We start from the raw sequence: 16899 nt of genomic DNA, 5'->3' as shown, positions 1-16899 counted from the left end.
TTGTATTAGTTCATTAAAGATGGTTTAGCTTCAGGGCTAAAATCTAATGTAGAATTATTAGTATCCTTCAATATTTTTTTACCGTTTGATGTTGTCGAAAGCACCTTACGACGAACACTTTTTCCGTAACGTGTTTGGTCAGCATCAACTTTTCCGCAGTATGTCCATCCTTTATCTAATGACGGAGCTGTAACAATCCATTTAAATTCTGACTGAACGCTTAAGTTTACAGCATCTACAATCCATGCATTTGGGATAGAATAAACACTTTCTCCCATTGGGTAACTTTCTCCTCCAAACACTAAATTATATTCATAATCATAGGTGTAATCTGCTAAATAGGTGTTTTTGCTGACTGGTAAACGGGCAATTACAAAACTTTTGAAACCTCTATTGTGAATGATCATCGAAGAAAATAAATTCTCCATATTAGGCACCGCAGGATTATCTACATCATCGGCATCTTCTGTATAAAATTCGAAAGTAGCCGTTCTTAAATCGATTGAACCTGGATTATATTCTTTGTGGTTAATAGCATCATCGGCAATAATAAAAAATTCACCCGGCGCAATTGGATACGTTTTTCCGGTTCCGGGAACAATTGCAATCGCTGATGCTGCAAATGATTGTGCCATAATATTTGGCGTGTAATCTTGTTTATCAACAGTCATAAATTCTGATTGCGCAATCATTAATCCATCTGCATATAAAATATGATCTGTATTGTTGTGAATTTTAAAGTATTTATCACCCTGATATTGTTTGCCTTCGGCAGTCTTTGTTCCTGTAAAGAATATCTCTTCGATAACAAAATCTGATTGTGTTGTTTTCAGGAAAAGGTTTAAGGAAACAACAGCGGTTCCTCCGGTAACTACTACCGATTCTTTATAACCGCTTACAGAAGCTTCGACAATAGTTCCGTCAGCATCGTACTTAATTTTTCCATCAACAGAAATTTCATAAGAACCTTCATTTAGATTAATCGAAAGATTATTATTTACAAAAGCGCTGCTTGGCGTTACTTTTCCTGTATTCAATTCTTTAAAAGAAACCGAAAGATCAGAAAAAGTAACACTAGTAAGATCTGTTGGATTTACCAATTTTAGCGTCAAAGCAGTTTGTTTGCCACTATCGTTGTTATCATCTTTAGAGCAAGATTGTAATAGTGCCATTACGGCTATTGTTAGATAAATGGGAAGTAATTTAATTTTCATAATTGCTGTATTTATTAATATTAAAAGTTAAAAATTTAAGTTGATTTCCATCCCGAAATAAGGAGAGTTAAGTCCTCTTCGTTCTATTTTCTGACCGTTGATTTCGTAGTTTTGATAGTAACTAAAGAGTCGGTTAACGAACATGGAAATTCTAAATCTTTTATAAAAATCTTTAGAGACTTTTAAATTCATGTTCATCGACATTGGGATTGTTTTTTCCTGAAACAAAGCATCGTTGTATTTGATGTCCAGCCATTGCAAAATAGGATCGGTTTTGTCTTTTTCGAGATAAGGATGCTCTTTTCCGGAAGGATCTATATACGCGATTGGCGTTCCGTTTAGCAGCGTAGACTGATCGCTTATAAACCATAAAAACTGAAACGAACTCGAAAACTCCAAACCAAGTGAAGGAACATAAGTATCTACAATTAAGTTGGTATTTAATTGTTGCTTTTCTGAGCCATCATCCCATTGATAAAGACCTATGTACGGAAGTCGTTTTCCGTTTATAATAATATCTTTTTGTCCGCTTTTATAAACAGGATTGCTATTGGTATACGTGGTTTTAAACCAGGCGCCATTTACGGTAAAACGGGTATTAATTGCTGTAAAACGCTTCGAAGAAAATTGAAACTCTACTCCGGTTTTTAGTAATTTACTTCCGTTATTGGTAATGCTGTACGACGTCAGTAAAGTATCCATGACAAACCTCATCTGAGCAAGATCAGGCGGAGCTGTCAGGGTTGTAGGATCGATAGAATTATTGTCGTATTTTTTATAAGAAAGCGCCTGATAACGGGAACCATTTCTGAATCCGGAATCTAACCGTTCATTAAAAAAAGTCACCGAAAATCGATTATTATCATATAAAAAATCAGTTCGAATTTCCCATTTTTTATTAATTGCTGGTTTTAAATCATAATTTACAGGAGAAGTTTTATAAGTCATTAAATTAATTCTTCTGTATTCAGGCGTATTATGGTAAAAGTTGAGCTGCACCAGATCATTATATATAAAATCAGGATAAAGCTGAGCGAGCGTCGGAAATTTAGTGTACTGCCCGAAACCTGCCGTAAATTCTGTTTTAAAAGACTTTTCACCAATTTTAAAAGACGGCAAAACCCATTGCGCATTTACTCTGGGATCGAAATAATATTTTCCGGAAATAGCATAAGCAGATGGCACATTCAATAACGACATGGCCCGAATTCCGCCAGCAGCATTCAATTGATGTTTTCCAAGCGAAATTGTAATGGCATCTTCAGCAAAAAAAGAAATATCTGTACTTGCCGGAATGTCTTTGTAGGATCTGGGACGTGTAGACATTTCAGGAGATGGCGGATGCGTGGTATCATACACCTGCCCTTTTCCGTTATTTTTAGAATACATCCATTCTGAGCCTGCTTTCAGAGCATGTTTTAATCCAAATAAACGCATTTCAAAATTTCCCATCGCTTTTAAAAAAGCATCAAACGGTTTTCCGTCTACCAAAAGATTTGAAGTATACTGCGGAGTCAAAAAAATACCGTCAGATTCGCCTTGTTCTGTATTATTAGGTATCGCCGTTGCATTCGAAACCTGTACCCATTTTGTCTGTTCGATTTTATCATATTGCTGACTAATGGATGTCGCCAATTGAACCGATTTAAAAAATGATGAGGTTTTAAAATTTAAATCGAAAGAATTAGCCATCGAAAATCGGTTATAATCAGAAGTATATCGGTCTATTTTTGCATAACCCACATTTGGATCTGCTTTTTCATTGTCCATAGAACCGCTATAATCTAAACTCGAATTCCATTGCAAAAGATGATTTTCATTTTCCCATGTTTTTTGAGCCCTTACGGATGCTGTGATTCGTTTGTAATTTTCGAAACTATTTCTGGGATCTGATTTTGCATCGAGATAATCTAAACCAACATTCAATACCAAACGCTTTTCTTCAGATTCAAATCCTTTGCCTACATAAAATAACTTACTAAATTCATCTGCTTTAAAACGTGATTCCCAATTACTGCGTCCGCTTTTTCGTTTAATTTTGATCAGTCCGCTAGTTAAATCGCCATATTCTACAGATGAAATTCCTCTGATGATTTCTACTTTCTCAATTTGATCTGTAGAAATAGAACGCATGTCTACGCCTTTTGACGTGGTGTTTCTGCGTGTATTGGCATATCCGGAACCTTTTGTAATAGTGACATTTGGTCCTGTTGTGTATTGCAAATTGGCATCGGTATTCAAAGGAATTCCGTCAATAACAAAAGAAGTTCCAAGTGATGAAATATCATAATTGGCGTCAGACGTTCCTACTTCTCTTAATTTTATATGGTTAGAAGCATTAAACACAGGATCTTTTGAGCGTCCACCAGGCAGTAATTCTAATAAATCTGTAAAACTTGAAGGCTGTAAATGCTGCATCGCTCGTTTATCGATGATCGATGTACTGGTCATTCCGCGAGATTCTGTTGCCGTGACCACAACTTCATTTAGCTCAATGCTTGACGGAATTAACTCTAAAGTGAGAGTTTGACTGGTTGTAAAGTCCAGCTTTTTTTCAAGGATTTTATACCCTTTATGAGATAGTTTTATTTTATAACTCCCCATTGCAACATCATTCAGAATAAGATTTCCAAAATCATTTGACAACATTTCTCCTTTTTGAGCTAATCCTTCTGCCTCAAGTAAAACTCCTTTTACTGGCAGTTTACTTTCGGCATCCTTAACGATAATCTGAATATTTATTTTATTGATGCTTTGTGTAAAACCAAGGTTAAAAAACAAAAGGAATAATAAAACAAGAATAGATTTTACACTTTTAACAGTTATTGCGGGGAGACTATTACAAGAAGTCATTGTATTTATTTTGAAATGCGATTATACGATGTATAACAGAACGGTGATTAAAAGTTGCAAATATAACTTAATTTAGACTGAATAAAAATAGTATAAATTAAAAATGTAAAAACTCCTATTTTAAAGAGATGAATTAGTTTGCTCTCATATTTACAAATCATTAATAAACAACAACTTAATAAATTATTTTTTAATGATAAAAATTTATCCTTAACTCATAAAAAGCTGGAAACAATTCACTTTTTCTATTTTAATATTTTATTCTGAAAGTAAATAATTACAAAAAGCAAAGCTGCTTTTGAGTGAATATCTTTGATTTCTTCTTTTAAGTGAAGTTTGAATCCTAACCCTTTATTGCAAAAAAAGCCCTTAAACTGTACTAGTTTAAGGGCTTTTCATTTTGAATGAATGCTACTCTGATACAATCATTCACTTATATCACAACGCATTGTAGTAAGGATTTTTTTGAAACCTGCTTTTTCATAGGCACGCACTGCAGCTTCGTTTTCATCATATACCTGTAATCTTACCTCGGTAATTCCCTGAGATAAAACCCATTTTTTAAGCGCTTCAAGCAAAAGACCGCTAATGCCTTTTCCTCTAAATTCTGAACTTACAAACATAAAACCGAGATATCCGAATAGTTCGTATTTTTCATATGGTTTTGCAGCCCGAATTTGCGCATAACCACTTGCAATAATTTCATTATTACTTTCGACAACCAAAATTTCTGTTGCCTTATCTTCTATCAATTCCTGTATATCATAATAAAATATTTCACCCTCTTTAAGTGTGGGATCAAATGGTCGTTCTGCATCAACAAGAATTTGCAGAAATTGGGCTAGCTTAGGCAAATCATTCTTGTCAGCAGGCCTGATCGTTATGTTTTTAGTATCTATACTCATATTTCAAATATATTAAATCCTTTTTGATTCAATTAAAAAAAGAGCTTACAAAATTGATTTTTGGGTTTTATAAATGGTGTAGTTCGTTGTTTGTGAAATAGTTTTATATTAGCAATGGTTTAAACTTTTCATCAAATAACCAAAACTAAAAAATGGTGGATTTTTTGGTAAACAAATATTTGAATCAAGGATTTTAGAATAAATCTTAAAACTAAATTTTGAAAGATAATGGCAAATCAATTTGAAGATACTATAAGGAAAGCATATCATTCTTTTAACGAAAGAAATATTGACAACGCCTTATCGACCATGCAAAAAGACGTACAATGGTCAAAAGCATGGGAAGGCGGTTACATAAGCGGGCACAATGAAATCAAGGAATACTGGACAAGACAATGGACAGAAATAAATCCTAAAGTTGAACCAGTTGGTTTTAATGAAAGGGAAAATGGAAGTCTGGAGGTTAAGGTAAAACAGAATGTAAAAGATCTTCAGGGAAATTTAATATTTGACGGAATTGTCAAGCATATTTATACTTTTCAGGACGGACTAATTAAAACTATGGATATTGAACTGCTAGAAAATAATTAGTTTTGTATTTAATAATTCATTTTCAAATTTTTAAAGGCAATAGTATTTGTTCTTTTTTGAAATTAAAATCAGGATATGGAAGAACAACTTTATGAAATAATAAAGAAGGTATACGATAAAAATAACAGAAATTTGTTCACTTTTTTGACCGGTGCAGGAATTTCTGCTGATAGCGGAATACCAACTTACAGAGGAATAGATGGAATATGGATAAAAGGAACTCAATTTCATAAACCGGAAGAATTTGGAACTTATAAATATTTTAAAGAACACCCGGAAGAGGTTTGGCAATATTCGCTTTTTAGAAAAAAAATGTTTGAAAATGCCAAACCCAACGAAAGTCATCGCGAAATAGTAGAGATTGAAAATCTTTTAGAAGATAAATTTCATTTAATAACTCAAAACATAGACAATTTACACCGACGCGCCGGAACAAAAAGAATTTATGAAATTCATGGCAATAACAGAGAAATTAAATGTTCTAACGGTTGTAGGGAAATAGTAAATCTTCCGGATGAAATAAAAGGAAAAGACATAGACGAAGATTTAACAGCAAATGATATTGAATTACTAAAATGCAAAGAATGCGGCAGCTGGATGAGACCCAATATTTTATGGTTTGATGAGCGTTATGACGAAAAAACAAACAAAAGATTTAGCGCTTTAAAAATTGCTAAAAATTCAGGTATTTTATTTATTGCCGGCACTTCCGGAGCAACAAATTTACCAATAGCCATTGCTGAAACTACTTTAAAATATGGAGGAACAATTGTTGACATTAATACAGAAGACAATTTGTTTACAAAATTGATTAAAGACAAGAAAAATAAAATTATTATTCGTGGTACATCAACTGAAACTCTTAAAACCATAAAAGAAATTTTTAAGAACATTTGTTAGTCCAAACGAAAATTACAAAATCAGAAAAAAAATAGAATCATGTCAATAAAACAAGAATCCGAATTAATCGGAATGCAAAAGGTGAGTGAAGCTGTTGCTTATACTCTTAAGGAAATGAGAAACTTTGCCAAAGCTGGAATGACAACAAAGGAATTAGACGAATTTGGCGGAAAAATACTGAATGATTTAGGTGCAAAATCGGCGCCTTATTTAACGTATGGTTTTCCGGGATGGACTTGTATTAGTGTAAATAATGAATTTTGCCACGGCATTCCTTCTGATAAAAGAATTTTAAAAGAAGGCGATTTAATCAACATTGATGTTTCGGCAGAATTGGATGGTTTCTGGTCTGATAACGGCGGTTCATTTGTAATTGGCGAAGATGTAAACGGACATCAGCAATTGGTTGATGCCTCAAAAGATATTTTACAAAAAGCAATCGACAATATAAAAGGCGGAGTGAAAATTTCTGAAATAGGTTATCTAATCGAAACAGAAGCTAAAAAAAGAGGTTACAAAGTAATCAAAAATCTTGGAGGACATGGTATTGGAAGAAGCTTGCATGAACAACCGGATGAATTACTAAACTATAAAAACCGATTTGATCAAAGACGTTTTAAAAAGGATTCGGTTGTAGCAATTGAAACTTTTATATCGACTTCTTCGTCGCTTGCTGTAGAACTTAATGATGGCTGGACAATGGTGGGCAACAAAGGCGGACATATGGCGCAACACGAACATACCATTGTGGTTACAAACGGCAAACCTATTATTCTGACTGCAATGAACGGAATCTGGAATTAAAAGATTCTAAACGATATTAAAAAACAAACCCTTAAATAATTATTTATTTAAGGGTTTTACTTTTTTATTTGTCTACTGCTTTTTGCAATTGTGCAGGATAACGATCTCCCTGAATAGTAGTTTGAGCAAAAGCATCATCAATATTTTTAATATCTTCTACAGATAGTTTAATTGAGGCTCCACCAATATTTTCTGTTAATCGGTGTGATTTTGTTGTGCCTGGAATTGGCGCAATCCAAGGTTTTTGTGCCAATAACCAGCCTAATGCAATTTGTGCAGGGGTGGCTTGTTTTTGAGAAGCAATTGCCGAAAGTAAATCGACTAGTTTTTGATTGGCTTTTCTGTTTTCTTCACTAAAACGAGGTAGAGTATTTCTAAAGTCGTTCTCTTCAAAACTGGTGCTTTCTGTAATTGCACCCGTTAAAAATCCTCTTCCTAAAGGGCTAAATGGTACAAAACCAATTCCTAATTCCTCAAGTGTTGGTAAAATTTCTAATTCAGGTTCTCTCCACCAAATAGAATATTCACTTTGCAAAGCAGAAACAGGCTGAACGGCATGCGCTTTTCGAATAGATGAAGCACCTGCTTCAGAAAGTCCAAAGTATTTTACTTTTCCTTCCTGTATAAGATCTTTCACCGTTCCGGCTACGTCTTCCATTGGCACATTTTGATCTACTCTGTGTTGGTAGAATAAATCAATAACATCGGTTTTCAAACGTCTTAAAGATTCTTCGGCGACAGCCCTGATATTTTCCGGTCTGCTATCTTGTCCGTTAAATGCCTTTCCATCTTTAAAACCAAATTTGGTCGCAATCACCACTTCTTTTCTAAACGGACTTAAAGCTTCTCCTACCAACTCTTCATTGGCAATACCATAAGCTTCGGCAGTATCAAAAAAGGTAATTCCGTGCTCATAGGCTTCTCTGATTATTTTTATAGCATGTTGTTTTTCGATCTGAGCGCCATAAGCAAAACTTAATCCCATACAACCCAATCCCAGTGCAGAAACTTCTAACCCCTGAGTTCCTAATATTCTCTTTTCCATAATTTTATTTTTAAAATCATTTTTAATACTACAAATTTCCTCCAATAATATCAGTTGCTTATAATACAGATTACTGCTATTCTAACCATTTTTACTGATTTGCCTAATCACGCTAAGTTATTAAAAATCTGAGTAGTATATTTGTGTATATAATTTCACAGACGCATCATGGATCCTTTCATCAAACTCGAAAAAGTTACTCAGTACAATCAATTAAAAGGTGTCGAAACGCAACATCCTTTAATAAGTGTTTTTGATAATTCGAATAGTAAACCTTTACCCAATCATACGCGCATACACTTTGGTTTTTATGCAATATTTTTAAAAGCCGGAAATTGTGGCGAATTAAGATACGGACGCAACAATTATGATTATGACGATGGTACAATGGTTTTTGTCGCACCCGGACAAGTACTCGAGGTTAATAATACCGACAATTATAAATCTACCGGTTTGACCTTACTTTTTCATCCTGATTTGACAAGAGGAACTTCACTGGCGAAAAACATCAGTCAATATTCTTTCTTTTCTTATGATTTTCATGAAGCGCTTCATTTATCTTTAAAAGAACAACAGATTATAAAAGATTTATTTAGTAAATTAGAATACGAGTTAAGTCAGTCTATTGATAAGCACAGCAAAAATATTATCAGTAATAATATAGAACTGCTTTTAAATTATTGTGTGCGTTTTTATGACAGGCAGTTTATCACGCGTGCGAACATCAATACCGATATTTTATCCAAATTTGAAAATTTGCTAAACGAATATTTTCAATCTGGCAATACGCAGGATTCAGGTTTGCCTTCTGTTGGATATTTTGCAGATCGTTTGCACCTTTCTTCTAATTATTTTGGAGATTTAATAAAAAAAGAAACAGGTAAATCAGCGCAGGAACACATTCATTTAAAATTAATTACCTTAGCGAAAGAACGAATTTTTGATACTGAAAAATCGGTAAGCCAAATCGCGTTTGAATTAGGTTTTAAATATCCCCAGCATTTTAATCGAATGTTTAAAAAGAATACGGGCTACACCCCGATTGAATACAGAAATTTAAACTAAAAATCCTTAAACCAGATTTCATAAACCAAAAGAATGCTTGATAACTTCCCTTTTTATTTAGGCCTGTTAATTGTTATTTTATTACTGATTATGTTGGCTAATAAAATAAAAGTTGCTTATCCGATATTACTTGTATTGGCCGGACTGGCTATTAGTTTTATTCCAAAAGTACCTTTAATAAAAATCGAACCTGATCTGATCTTCTTTATATTTCTTCCGCCTTTATTATATGAAGCGGCATGGACAGTTTCCTGGAAAGAAATGTGGCGCTGGCGACGTATTATTACGAGTTTTGCCTTTGTAGTCGTTTTTGTCTCTGCACTTTCTGTTGCATTAGTCGCGAATTATATTATACCGGGATTTTCATTAGCGTTAGGTTTTGTTTTGGGCGGCATTGTATCACCTCCTGATGCGGTAAGTGCCGGTGCTATTTTAAAATTTGTGAAAGTACCTAAAACTATTTCTTCCATTTTAGAAGGCGAAAGTTTACTGAACGATGCATCGTCTTTAATTATCTTCAGATTTGCGATGATTGCCGTCGCGACTGAGCAATTTATATTTTATAAAGCGGCGGTAAGTTTTAGCTGGATGATTTTTGGCGGCGTTGGAATTGGTTTATTAATTGGATGGCTTTTTATGAAAGCGCATAAATATTTGCCTACCGATGCCAATGTCGACATTGTTTTATCATTGATTACACCTTATATTATTTACCTCGCTGCCGAAGAAGTTCATAGTTCGGGCGTCCTGGCCGTAGTATGCGGCGGTTTGCTTTTATCGAATAACAGACATCGTTTTTTGAGTAGTAGGTCCCGTTTGCAGGGTATCAATGTCTGGCAAAGTCTTACTTTTATTTTAAATGGTTTTGTGTTTATGCTGATTGGTTTAGATCTGCCTCAAATTACAGACGGACTGAAAGTCGAAGATGTTAGCATTTCGTCGGCAATCGGGTATGGCGTTCTGATCACCTTTGTTTTAATTATCAGCAGAATGTTATCTTCTTACGGAGCGGTTCTCGTGACACTTATTGCGCGCAACTTTATTACGGTAGCCGACAGAAGAAATCCGGGTTACAAAACGCCATTTATACTGGGTTGGACAGGAATGAGAGGTGTTGTATCATTGGCTGCAGCCTTATCGATACCCGTTTATTTGAATAATGGCAACGGCTTTCCGCAACGGAATCTTATTTTGTTTATCACTTTTATCGTTATTCTTTTAACCTTGGTCATTCAGGGATTAACATTGCCTTATTTCATTAAAAAAATTAATCTTACCGCTATTTATGATCCTTTGCCAAAAGAAGAAGCGCATAATAATCTGCGTCACGAATTAGCTGAATTTGCTTTAAATTATCTTAAAACCAATTATAGCGACGAAATCGAAAACAATACTTCGCTGCAGCATCTTATTCAGAAATGGGAACAATACAGCAATGGTATTGATGACGAAGAAATAGGAAAAGAGCTTAAAGTAATTTATCTTGATTTATTAAATAAGCAAAGACAATGGCTCATCAATAAAAATAAAGAAGACCGAACTCTGGATGAAACGATCATTAGACGCCAAATGCATTACTTAGATATCGAAGAAGAAAAATTGCGTTATCTGTAAAGACATTTATTTTAACATCAAACTCTCTTTTTAATATCCGGAATTTTCTCCGTCAGATGTTTCCAATATCGTTTTGGCATATGCTGAAGATGGAGTTTTGTATTTTTTCTCGATTCGATATTCACACTTTTGAAATAATTACGCCACAGATCCTGAAAAAGTTCTTCGCCTTCGTCCCCTATTTCGGCTAAAGATTTTGAGGAACTCGATTCAGCATTAAATTGCAATTCTACAGTCGATACATTTTTCAGATCGTAATACACACCATATTTACGTTTGCTATCATAAATTAACCAGCGCTGATCAGCGTAACGGTTTTTAAAATGAGTTTCTATCACGGGCAATACATTGCAATCCGGTTCGACAATTGCGTAGTACAATTGGTCTTTGGTTAACTTAAACCTGACGAATGCTTCCATACGATGTGCTTCTTTTCCGGTAAGCCTAATGGCTTTTCGTAATTCTAAAACATCGTTATTGCTAAAATCATCTTCTATATTTATGGTACTTGACAATACATATTGCACATACCGAAACATGATTTCTTCAATTTTATGGGTTTCTGATAAAAAAGCCTGGTACAAACCGTGATATGCATTTTGAGAAAGGCGTTTTTTTAAACCACTTAAAACCCGATTTACTTTTACCTCATCTGTAATCACGAAATGATTGGTAGAAAAAAGCAAATCGGCAGAAGCTTCGTTTTTAGCAAAAACAATATCCTGCAATTTATATTCATAAATTTCAAAAACGGCTGTAACCCAGCCTTCAAAAGTACTATCGTAAATTACCTGTGTCATTTTTATTAAAATAAAGCAAGTTGGTTCGAAAAGTCATTCTTGTATTTACTCTTTTGCGAATCTAAAATTTGATCTTTGATTTGAATAGAGGTTAAATCCTTTTGTAATTGAAAAGGCGTTGCAAAGGCCAGAAAATATTTGGCGCGTGTATAGGCGATTCCTAATTTTTGTAAATCCTGAGGAACGAGTTTTTTAAATTTTCTGGCAGCTACAATTTTCCTGGCGCTCAAAAAGCCAATACCGGGAATACGTTTAATGAGTTCGATATCGGCCGTATTTACATCAACCGGAAACTGATTCATATTTCGCAATGCCCAGCCTAATTTTGGGTCAATGTCAAGATCAAGATTGGGCTGATCGAAACCTACAATTTCATTTACATTAAATCCGTACAAACGAATCAGCCAGTCGGCCTGATACAAACGGTTTTCGCGAATCATTGGTACAGGAGTTCCAATGGCTGGAAGTCTGTTATCGTAACTTATGGGTACATATCCTGAGTAATATACACGTCTCATGTTCATTTGATCATAGAAATAATTGGCCATGCCCAGAATTTCCATATCATTTTCCTGAGTTGCTCCAATAACCATTTGAGTGCTTTGTCCCGCCGGAGCAAAAAGTGGGGCTTTGTAGTTGAGTTTTTTCTCCTCTTTATGACCAACGATTTCTTTTTTAAGATATTCCATTGGTTTAATCACATCGATATGATTTTTGTCCGGCGCTAATAATTTAAGACTTTGCTCGGTTGGCATTTCTACATTTACGCTCAAACGATCGGCGTACATTCCGGCTTGTTGCAGCAATTCGTCGCTCGCACCAGGAATCGCTTTAAGATGTATGTATCCATTAAAATTTTCCTCCAGACGCAATTTCTTGGCAATCCTTACCAAACGTTCCATTGTATAATCAGGATTATCAAAAATGCCGGAACTCAAGAATAAACCTTCGATATAATTTCTTCTATAGAAACCAATCGTTAGATCCACGACTTCCTGCACGGTAAAAGCAGCTCGCTTTACATCATTACTTTTTCGGCTTACGCAGTAGGCGCAATCAAAAATACAATGATTGGTTAGTAAAATTTTCAGCAACGAAACACAACGTCCGTCTTCAGTATACGAATGGCAAATTCCATATCCTTTCGCATTTCCTAATCCGTTATCCTTATTTTTTCGATTGCTTTGACTTGACGAACATGAAACATCATATTTCGCCGCATCAGCCAAAATCGACAACTTCTCCATCACTCTTTCATGTACCATTTTGAGTCTTTTTAGTGGTTAAAAAACTAAATTTGTTTCGCCTCAAAACTACTCTTTTAAGATACAAAAGGGCTGAAATTGGTTGTTCTAAATTGTATCAAATTTCAATAAAGCAATCTCAACTAATTAATAATAAAAGATCAAAGTCCAATTTTCCCTTCTGCCCAATACGCTTGCGTATAGATTTTTTTATTCGAAATACCTTTTGCTTTTAAGGCTTTTCTAAAGGTTTGAATAGACTTTGCATTTCCCATTAAATAAAAATGTGCGTGTTGCCATAAATCCCAAATGGTATCGTCGAAATTATTTAGAATATTTACCGCACGTTCAGCACTATTAGCCGATTTGGGTATAATATCAACCGCAATTCCTAAATCTTTTGGTACTTCTGCAGAAGCTGGATCTAATTCTAAAATGCCCAAATAGTTGTTTTCATTCGCATTAATTTCATCCTTAAAACTTTTAAAAACGCTTATACAGGTTTCATCTCCATAAAAAAACTGGTATTTTTCTTCGGTTTTAAAAAATTCAAAACCTCGCGGCAAACCTACCGTAATTTGATCATTTGGTTTTAGGTTTTCGACAAAACGACTTCCGGGACCTTTTTTATGAACATGAAAAATCACTTCAAAGGTTCCTTCTTCGCTATTCCATTTACTTGGGGTATAATTGCGATAATTAGTATCATCAATCCTGATAATTATAGCCTGACCAATTTTAAAATTAATGTGCGGAAAATGACCTTTGAATTGGATCATTTTGATATTTTCACTAAGCATTATAGTATCGGTAACTTTTACTTTGCAAATCTTGCTGCTAAAAGCGAGTTCCATAAAATCTCCAATAATTTTAGGCATCGAATTCATAGTGGTCTGTTTTAATTTCAATGCAAAATTGAGATTAAAACCAGAAACACAGATTGCATAACCAAGTGGGATGATTGGACTATTCGCGGAATTTCATTCGAAAGGCTAAAGGAGTTTCTCCGGTTACTTTTTTGAATAATCTCGAAAAGTAAGTATGATCTTCAAAACCTAACATAAAGGCAATTTCTTTAGCATCATATTCAGTATAATACAAAAATCGTTGCGCTTCTAAAATCATGGCATTTTGCAACCAATAAGTAACTGATTTACCCGTAGAAGCATTCACACAATAATTTAAATGCGAAGTTGTAATGTTTAGTTTTTGAGCAAAAAAGGAAGGACTTTCTAAAAAAGTGGTGTTCGAAATCAATTGCTTAAAATTAGAATAAATCTGAGTAGATTGATTTTTATGTTCTGATAACGAATGATTAGATTCTGAATATAAATTCACGAAACGATAAATAAGAGCTGTAAAGAAACCGTTTACAATCGCGGTTTTATTTACTGTAATAGTTTCAAAAGCACGATGCAATAAACCTACTGTTTCAAGGAGATCTTTCTTTTGTATTTTATCGATTTTATGAGCCTGATCTGTAATTTTTAAGTTTTGAAATACCGCAGCACAATTATTCGGAATCAAAAACGGAGCGACACCAATATAATATCCGGCGGCATCCGGCGAAACAAATTTTGGCGCATGAATTTGAAAAGGCTTAATTATGACAATACTTTGCGCGCTGGTTTTTACATCGATCATGTCGCACTCCATGATTGCTTTTCCTTTTGTGAGTATCAAAAAAATATAAAAATCATCGCGATGCGTTCCTAATCTATTCATCGTCGCCGCATCTTTTCCTAATGCAGTCAATTCAGCAATATAAATTCCTCCTACGGCTTCTGATCTCTGATTGTAAATAGGAATTTTCAAATTGCTTTTTTTGGAGTTATAAATAGTAAACGATGAGGTTGTACAAACTTAGAAAATTAATCCTAAAATGATTATCAATATCGGGCAATCCTTTTTAAATACAAAAACCCTTTTATCTCAAACAGACAAAAGGGCTTTTTCATTATAATAAAACTAAAAAGGAAATACTTAGAAAGTCACAAATTTTACTCCCAGACTAAACCATCTAGAAGGAAGCGGTACCGCTCCTACCTCATAATAAGTAGTGTTGAAAATATTTTGCGCATCAACATATACGGTTACTTTTTTGATCGATTGACTTACTCTAAAATCATTTACCCAATATGATGGTCCGGTTACTCTTTGACTGAAACGAGTCGCGAATAAAGCGGTGAAATTTTTATGTTGAAAATCTATGGTGTTGGTTACCTGATGCTCTAAAGATGAAACTAAATATTTAGCATAAACAGTTGAAATTACATCCTGAAATTTAAAATCCAGATAAGAATATGCAAGATTAATATTCAACTTAGATTCGTTAGAAAAATTCACTCTGTAGTTCGTACGTAAATTAAAACCGTTAGTATTCAGGTTTCCGTAATTGTTACTTTGCCAAGGCTCAGTAGTTACGTTTCTGGTCCAGTCTATAAAATTGCTGATCTTTCTGAAGAAATAATTGGCATTAAAACTAAAATCTCTTTTGATGTATTTAAATCCGATTTCACTCTGAAAAGCATTTTCGGTTTCTAAATTAGGATTTCCTATATTTCCCGGACGCTGGTTGAGATATAAATCTGTAAACGAAGGAATACGCTGACTTGTACCAATATTTCCAATGATTTTAAAAGCATCTGTAATCGCATAACTAGCATCTAATCCCGGATATGCCTGCCATTTATAATCTGAATTGTAATTTAGGTAAGTTCCAAAATTCACATCCAGTTTTTCGATAAAAGTTGTTCTGTATTGCAAATAAATCCCAAAATTATCGCGATTATGATCACCAATATTAGACGAACTGATATCTTCGCTTCGTACTTCGGCACCAAAACCTAATTCTCCCGTTTCCATTTTATAGGTCGTGTTCACTTCTGCCGCTACTGAATTACTATAATGCTGACTTCTGCCTGCTTTAAGATTTGCAATTCCGTAATAACGGTAATCATCATAATTGTATCTGTAACTTACTCTGGGCATCAAAGTCCATTTTTCAGACAATTGATGTTTCGATTGTATAGAGGCAAAAGTTGTTTGTACGACTTCGCTAGAATTTTTATCACCCGGAGCGGCGTAAAAACCGTTTGCACCAAAACCGTTGTTGATATACCCGAAAGAAGTTAAAATTTCGTTGGCATTGTTCAACTGATAATTACCCTGATAAAATATTTTATTATTTTCGAAAGCCGTATTGTAGCGGTATCCGTTACTTTTATCGTGAGATGCAAAAAGTGAATGTTGTTGTTTTTCTTTGCTTAAAACTCCACCCACCTGAATTCCGGTTCCGTAAAAAGTATCGCCCGTATTTTGCGTATCTTTTTCAAAATTCGAACCTGCATAAGAATTGACTAAAAATCCGGATTGCGTTGGTTTTTTGGTAATAATATTAATAGCTCCCGTTAAACTATTTACACCATAAGTAAGCGCCGCTGGTCCGCGAATGATTTCGATTCTTTCGATTACCTCAACCGGAATAGGCAGGTTTAGCATATTGTGCGCGGTTTGAGAATCGATTATTTTAGTTCCGTTTAAGAGAACGACCGTTTGTTCGAAACTTCCACCATCAACACTTACATCAGCCTGACTTCCAAAAGGGCCTCTTTGTCTTAAATCAACACCATTTGCATATTGTAAAATTTCCTGAACAGATCGTCCCGGCAATTTTGCAATTGTGGCCTGATCTATTACATAAACGTTTCTGTTTTTCTTAGATATTGGTGTACTAAACCTATTTTCATGAATAATTACTTCATCAATATTAATGGTATCTTTTTGCACCTGAGCTTGTAAACTAACACTTAATAGAGTCAGTGCAGCAAAATAAAGTTTTGTCATTTGTTTTAATTTTTTGCA

The 16899-nt window shown here is 34.4% G+C and carries 14 protein-coding genes; 5 read left to right on the top strand and 9 right to left on the bottom strand.

All coding sequences use genetic code 11. The features are described from left to right. Positions 1–5: 5 nt before the first annotated feature. From FLACOL7796_RS15985 to FLACOL7796_RS15975, 3 genes are all read right to left on the bottom strand, one after another. Positions 6–1214 carry a DUF4876 domain-containing protein gene (locus FLACOL7796_RS15985; RefSeq protein ID WP_173971733.1) on the bottom strand — a complete coding sequence of 403 codons (1209 nt, stop codon included), beginning with the start codon at positions 1212–1214 and terminating at the stop codon, positions 6–8. A 27-nt stretch (positions 1215–1241) separates the two neighbouring features. Continuing rightward, positions 1242–4067: a TonB-dependent receptor gene (locus tag FLACOL7796_RS15980; protein ID WP_173971732.1), complete on the bottom strand. Its 2826-nt coding sequence runs from the start codon at positions 4065–4067 to the stop codon at positions 1242–1244. Positions 4068–4492: 425 nt separating this feature from the next. Beyond that, positions 4493–4972, bottom strand: a complete 480-nt coding sequence (locus tag FLACOL7796_RS15975) for a GNAT family N-acetyltransferase (protein WP_173971731.1) — start codon at positions 4970–4972, stop codon at positions 4493–4495. A 228-nt stretch (positions 4973–5200) separates the two neighbouring features. On the opposite strand from FLACOL7796_RS15975, the gene FLACOL7796_RS15970 reads away from it, so the two are divergent. The 3 genes from FLACOL7796_RS15970 (at position 5201) to map (ending at position 7267) form a co-directional block, all read left to right on the top strand. Beyond that, positions 5201–5563, top strand: coding sequence for a ketosteroid isomerase (locus FLACOL7796_RS15970; protein ID WP_173971730.1), 363 nt, complete (start codon positions 5201–5203; stop codon positions 5561–5563). A gap of 75 nt (positions 5564–5638) precedes the next feature. After that, positions 5639–6463, top strand: coding sequence for an SIR2 family NAD-dependent protein deacylase (locus tag FLACOL7796_RS15965; RefSeq protein ID WP_173971729.1), 825 nt, complete (start codon positions 5639–5641; stop codon positions 6461–6463). A gap of 39 nt (positions 6464–6502) precedes the next feature. Beyond that, positions 6503–7267 (top strand): type I methionyl aminopeptidase, encoded by a 765-nt coding sequence (gene map, locus FLACOL7796_RS15960; protein ID WP_173971728.1) that lies wholly within the window; start codon positions 6503–6505, stop codon positions 7265–7267. Between the two features lie 64 nt (positions 7268–7331). Here the strand turns inward: map and FLACOL7796_RS15955 are convergent, their stop codons facing one another. Then, entirely contained in the window at positions 7332–8312 is a 981-nt protein-coding gene (locus tag FLACOL7796_RS15955) for an aldo/keto reductase (protein WP_173971727.1), read from the bottom strand. Between the two features lie 168 nt (positions 8313–8480). On the opposite strand from FLACOL7796_RS15955, the gene FLACOL7796_RS15950 reads away from it, so the two are divergent. Both FLACOL7796_RS15950 and FLACOL7796_RS15945 read left to right on the top strand, forming a co-directional pair. Further along, positions 8481–9377: a helix-turn-helix domain-containing protein gene (locus FLACOL7796_RS15950; protein WP_173971726.1), complete on the top strand. Its 897-nt coding sequence runs from the start codon at positions 8481–8483 to the stop codon at positions 9375–9377. A 33-nt stretch (positions 9378–9410) separates the two neighbouring features. Continuing rightward, a complete protein-coding gene (locus FLACOL7796_RS15945; RefSeq protein WP_173971725.1) occupies positions 9411–10991 on the top strand; it encodes a Na+/H+ antiporter in 1581 nt (526 codons plus the stop codon). A 17-nt stretch (positions 10992–11008) separates the two neighbouring features. Here the strand turns inward: FLACOL7796_RS15945 and FLACOL7796_RS15940 are convergent, their stop codons facing one another. The 5 genes from FLACOL7796_RS15940 to FLACOL7796_RS15920 form a co-directional block, all read right to left on the bottom strand. Beyond that, positions 11009–11791 carry a TIGR03915 family putative DNA repair protein gene (locus FLACOL7796_RS15940; RefSeq protein WP_173971724.1) on the bottom strand — a complete coding sequence of 261 codons (783 nt, stop codon included), beginning with the start codon at positions 11789–11791 and terminating at the stop codon, positions 11009–11011. A 5-nt stretch (positions 11792–11796) separates the two neighbouring features. Beyond that, positions 11797–13056, bottom strand: a complete 1260-nt coding sequence (locus FLACOL7796_RS15935) for a putative DNA modification/repair radical SAM protein (RefSeq protein WP_173971723.1) — start codon at positions 13054–13056, stop codon at positions 11797–11799. A 140-nt stretch (positions 13057–13196) separates the two neighbouring features. Next, entirely contained in the window at positions 13197–13922 is a 726-nt protein-coding gene (locus tag FLACOL7796_RS15930; RefSeq protein ID WP_173971722.1) for a siderophore-interacting protein, read from the bottom strand. Positions 13923–14001: 79 nt separating this feature from the next. Then, complete coding sequence (locus FLACOL7796_RS15925; protein ID WP_173971721.1) at positions 14002–14850, bottom strand: helix-turn-helix domain-containing protein; 849 nt, start codon at positions 14848–14850, stop codon at positions 14002–14004. 168 nt (positions 14851–15018) lie between these two features. Next, a complete protein-coding gene (locus FLACOL7796_RS15920) occupies positions 15019–16881 on the bottom strand; it encodes a TonB-dependent receptor plug domain-containing protein (RefSeq protein WP_173971720.1) in 1863 nt (620 codons plus the stop codon). Positions 16882–16899 lie beyond the last annotated feature (18 nt).

It is taken from the genome of Flavobacterium bizetiae (assembly GCF_902804475.1).
GTDB lineage: Bacteria > Bacteroidota > Bacteroidia > Flavobacteriales > Flavobacteriaceae > Flavobacterium > Flavobacterium bizetiae.
Note: the sequence above shows the minus strand (reverse complement) of the source record. Positions and strands in the feature narration are given on the sequence as shown.

What these genes read in the sequence shown, in the direction of transcription:
- FLACOL7796_RS15985 (WP_173971733.1), bottom strand. Translation starts at nt 1,214, where the DNA reads ATGAAAATTAAATTACTTCCCATTTATCTAACAATAGCCGTAATGGCA.
- FLACOL7796_RS15980 (WP_173971732.1), bottom strand. Translation starts at nt 4,067, where the DNA reads ATGACTTCTTGTAATAGTCTCCCCGCAATAACTGTTAAAAGTGTAAAA.
- FLACOL7796_RS15975 (WP_173971731.1), bottom strand. Translation starts at nt 4,972, where the DNA reads ATGAGTATAGATACTAAAAACATAACGATCAGGCCTGCTGACAAGAAT.
- FLACOL7796_RS15970 (WP_173971730.1), top strand. Translation starts at nt 5,201, where the DNA reads ATGGCAAATCAATTTGAAGATACTATAAGGAAAGCATATCATTCTTTT.
- FLACOL7796_RS15965 (WP_173971729.1), top strand. Translation starts at nt 5,639, where the DNA reads ATGGAAGAACAACTTTATGAAATAATAAAGAAGGTATACGATAAAAAT.
- map (WP_173971728.1), top strand. Translation starts at nt 6,503, where the DNA reads ATGTCAATAAAACAAGAATCCGAATTAATCGGAATGCAAAAGGTGAGT.
- FLACOL7796_RS15955 (WP_173971727.1), bottom strand. Translation starts at nt 8,312, where the DNA reads ATGGAAAAGAGAATATTAGGAACTCAGGGGTTAGAAGTTTCTGCACTG.
- FLACOL7796_RS15950 (WP_173971726.1), top strand. Translation starts at nt 8,481, where the DNA reads ATGGATCCTTTCATCAAACTCGAAAAAGTTACTCAGTACAATCAATTA.
- FLACOL7796_RS15945 (WP_173971725.1), top strand. Translation starts at nt 9,411, where the DNA reads ATGCTTGATAACTTCCCTTTTTATTTAGGCCTGTTAATTGTTATTTTA.
- FLACOL7796_RS15940 (WP_173971724.1), bottom strand. Translation starts at nt 11,791, where the DNA reads ATGACACAGGTAATTTACGATAGTACTTTTGAAGGCTGGGTTACAGCC.
- FLACOL7796_RS15935 (WP_173971723.1), bottom strand. Translation starts at nt 13,056, where the DNA reads ATGGTACATGAAAGAGTGATGGAGAAGTTGTCGATTTTGGCTGATGCG.
- FLACOL7796_RS15930 (WP_173971722.1), bottom strand. Translation starts at nt 13,922, where the DNA reads ATGAATTCGATGCCTAAAATTATTGGAGATTTTATGGAACTCGCTTTT.
- FLACOL7796_RS15920 (WP_173971720.1), bottom strand. Translation starts at nt 16,881, where the DNA reads ATGACAAAACTTTATTTTGCTGCACTGACTCTATTAAGTGTTAGTTTA.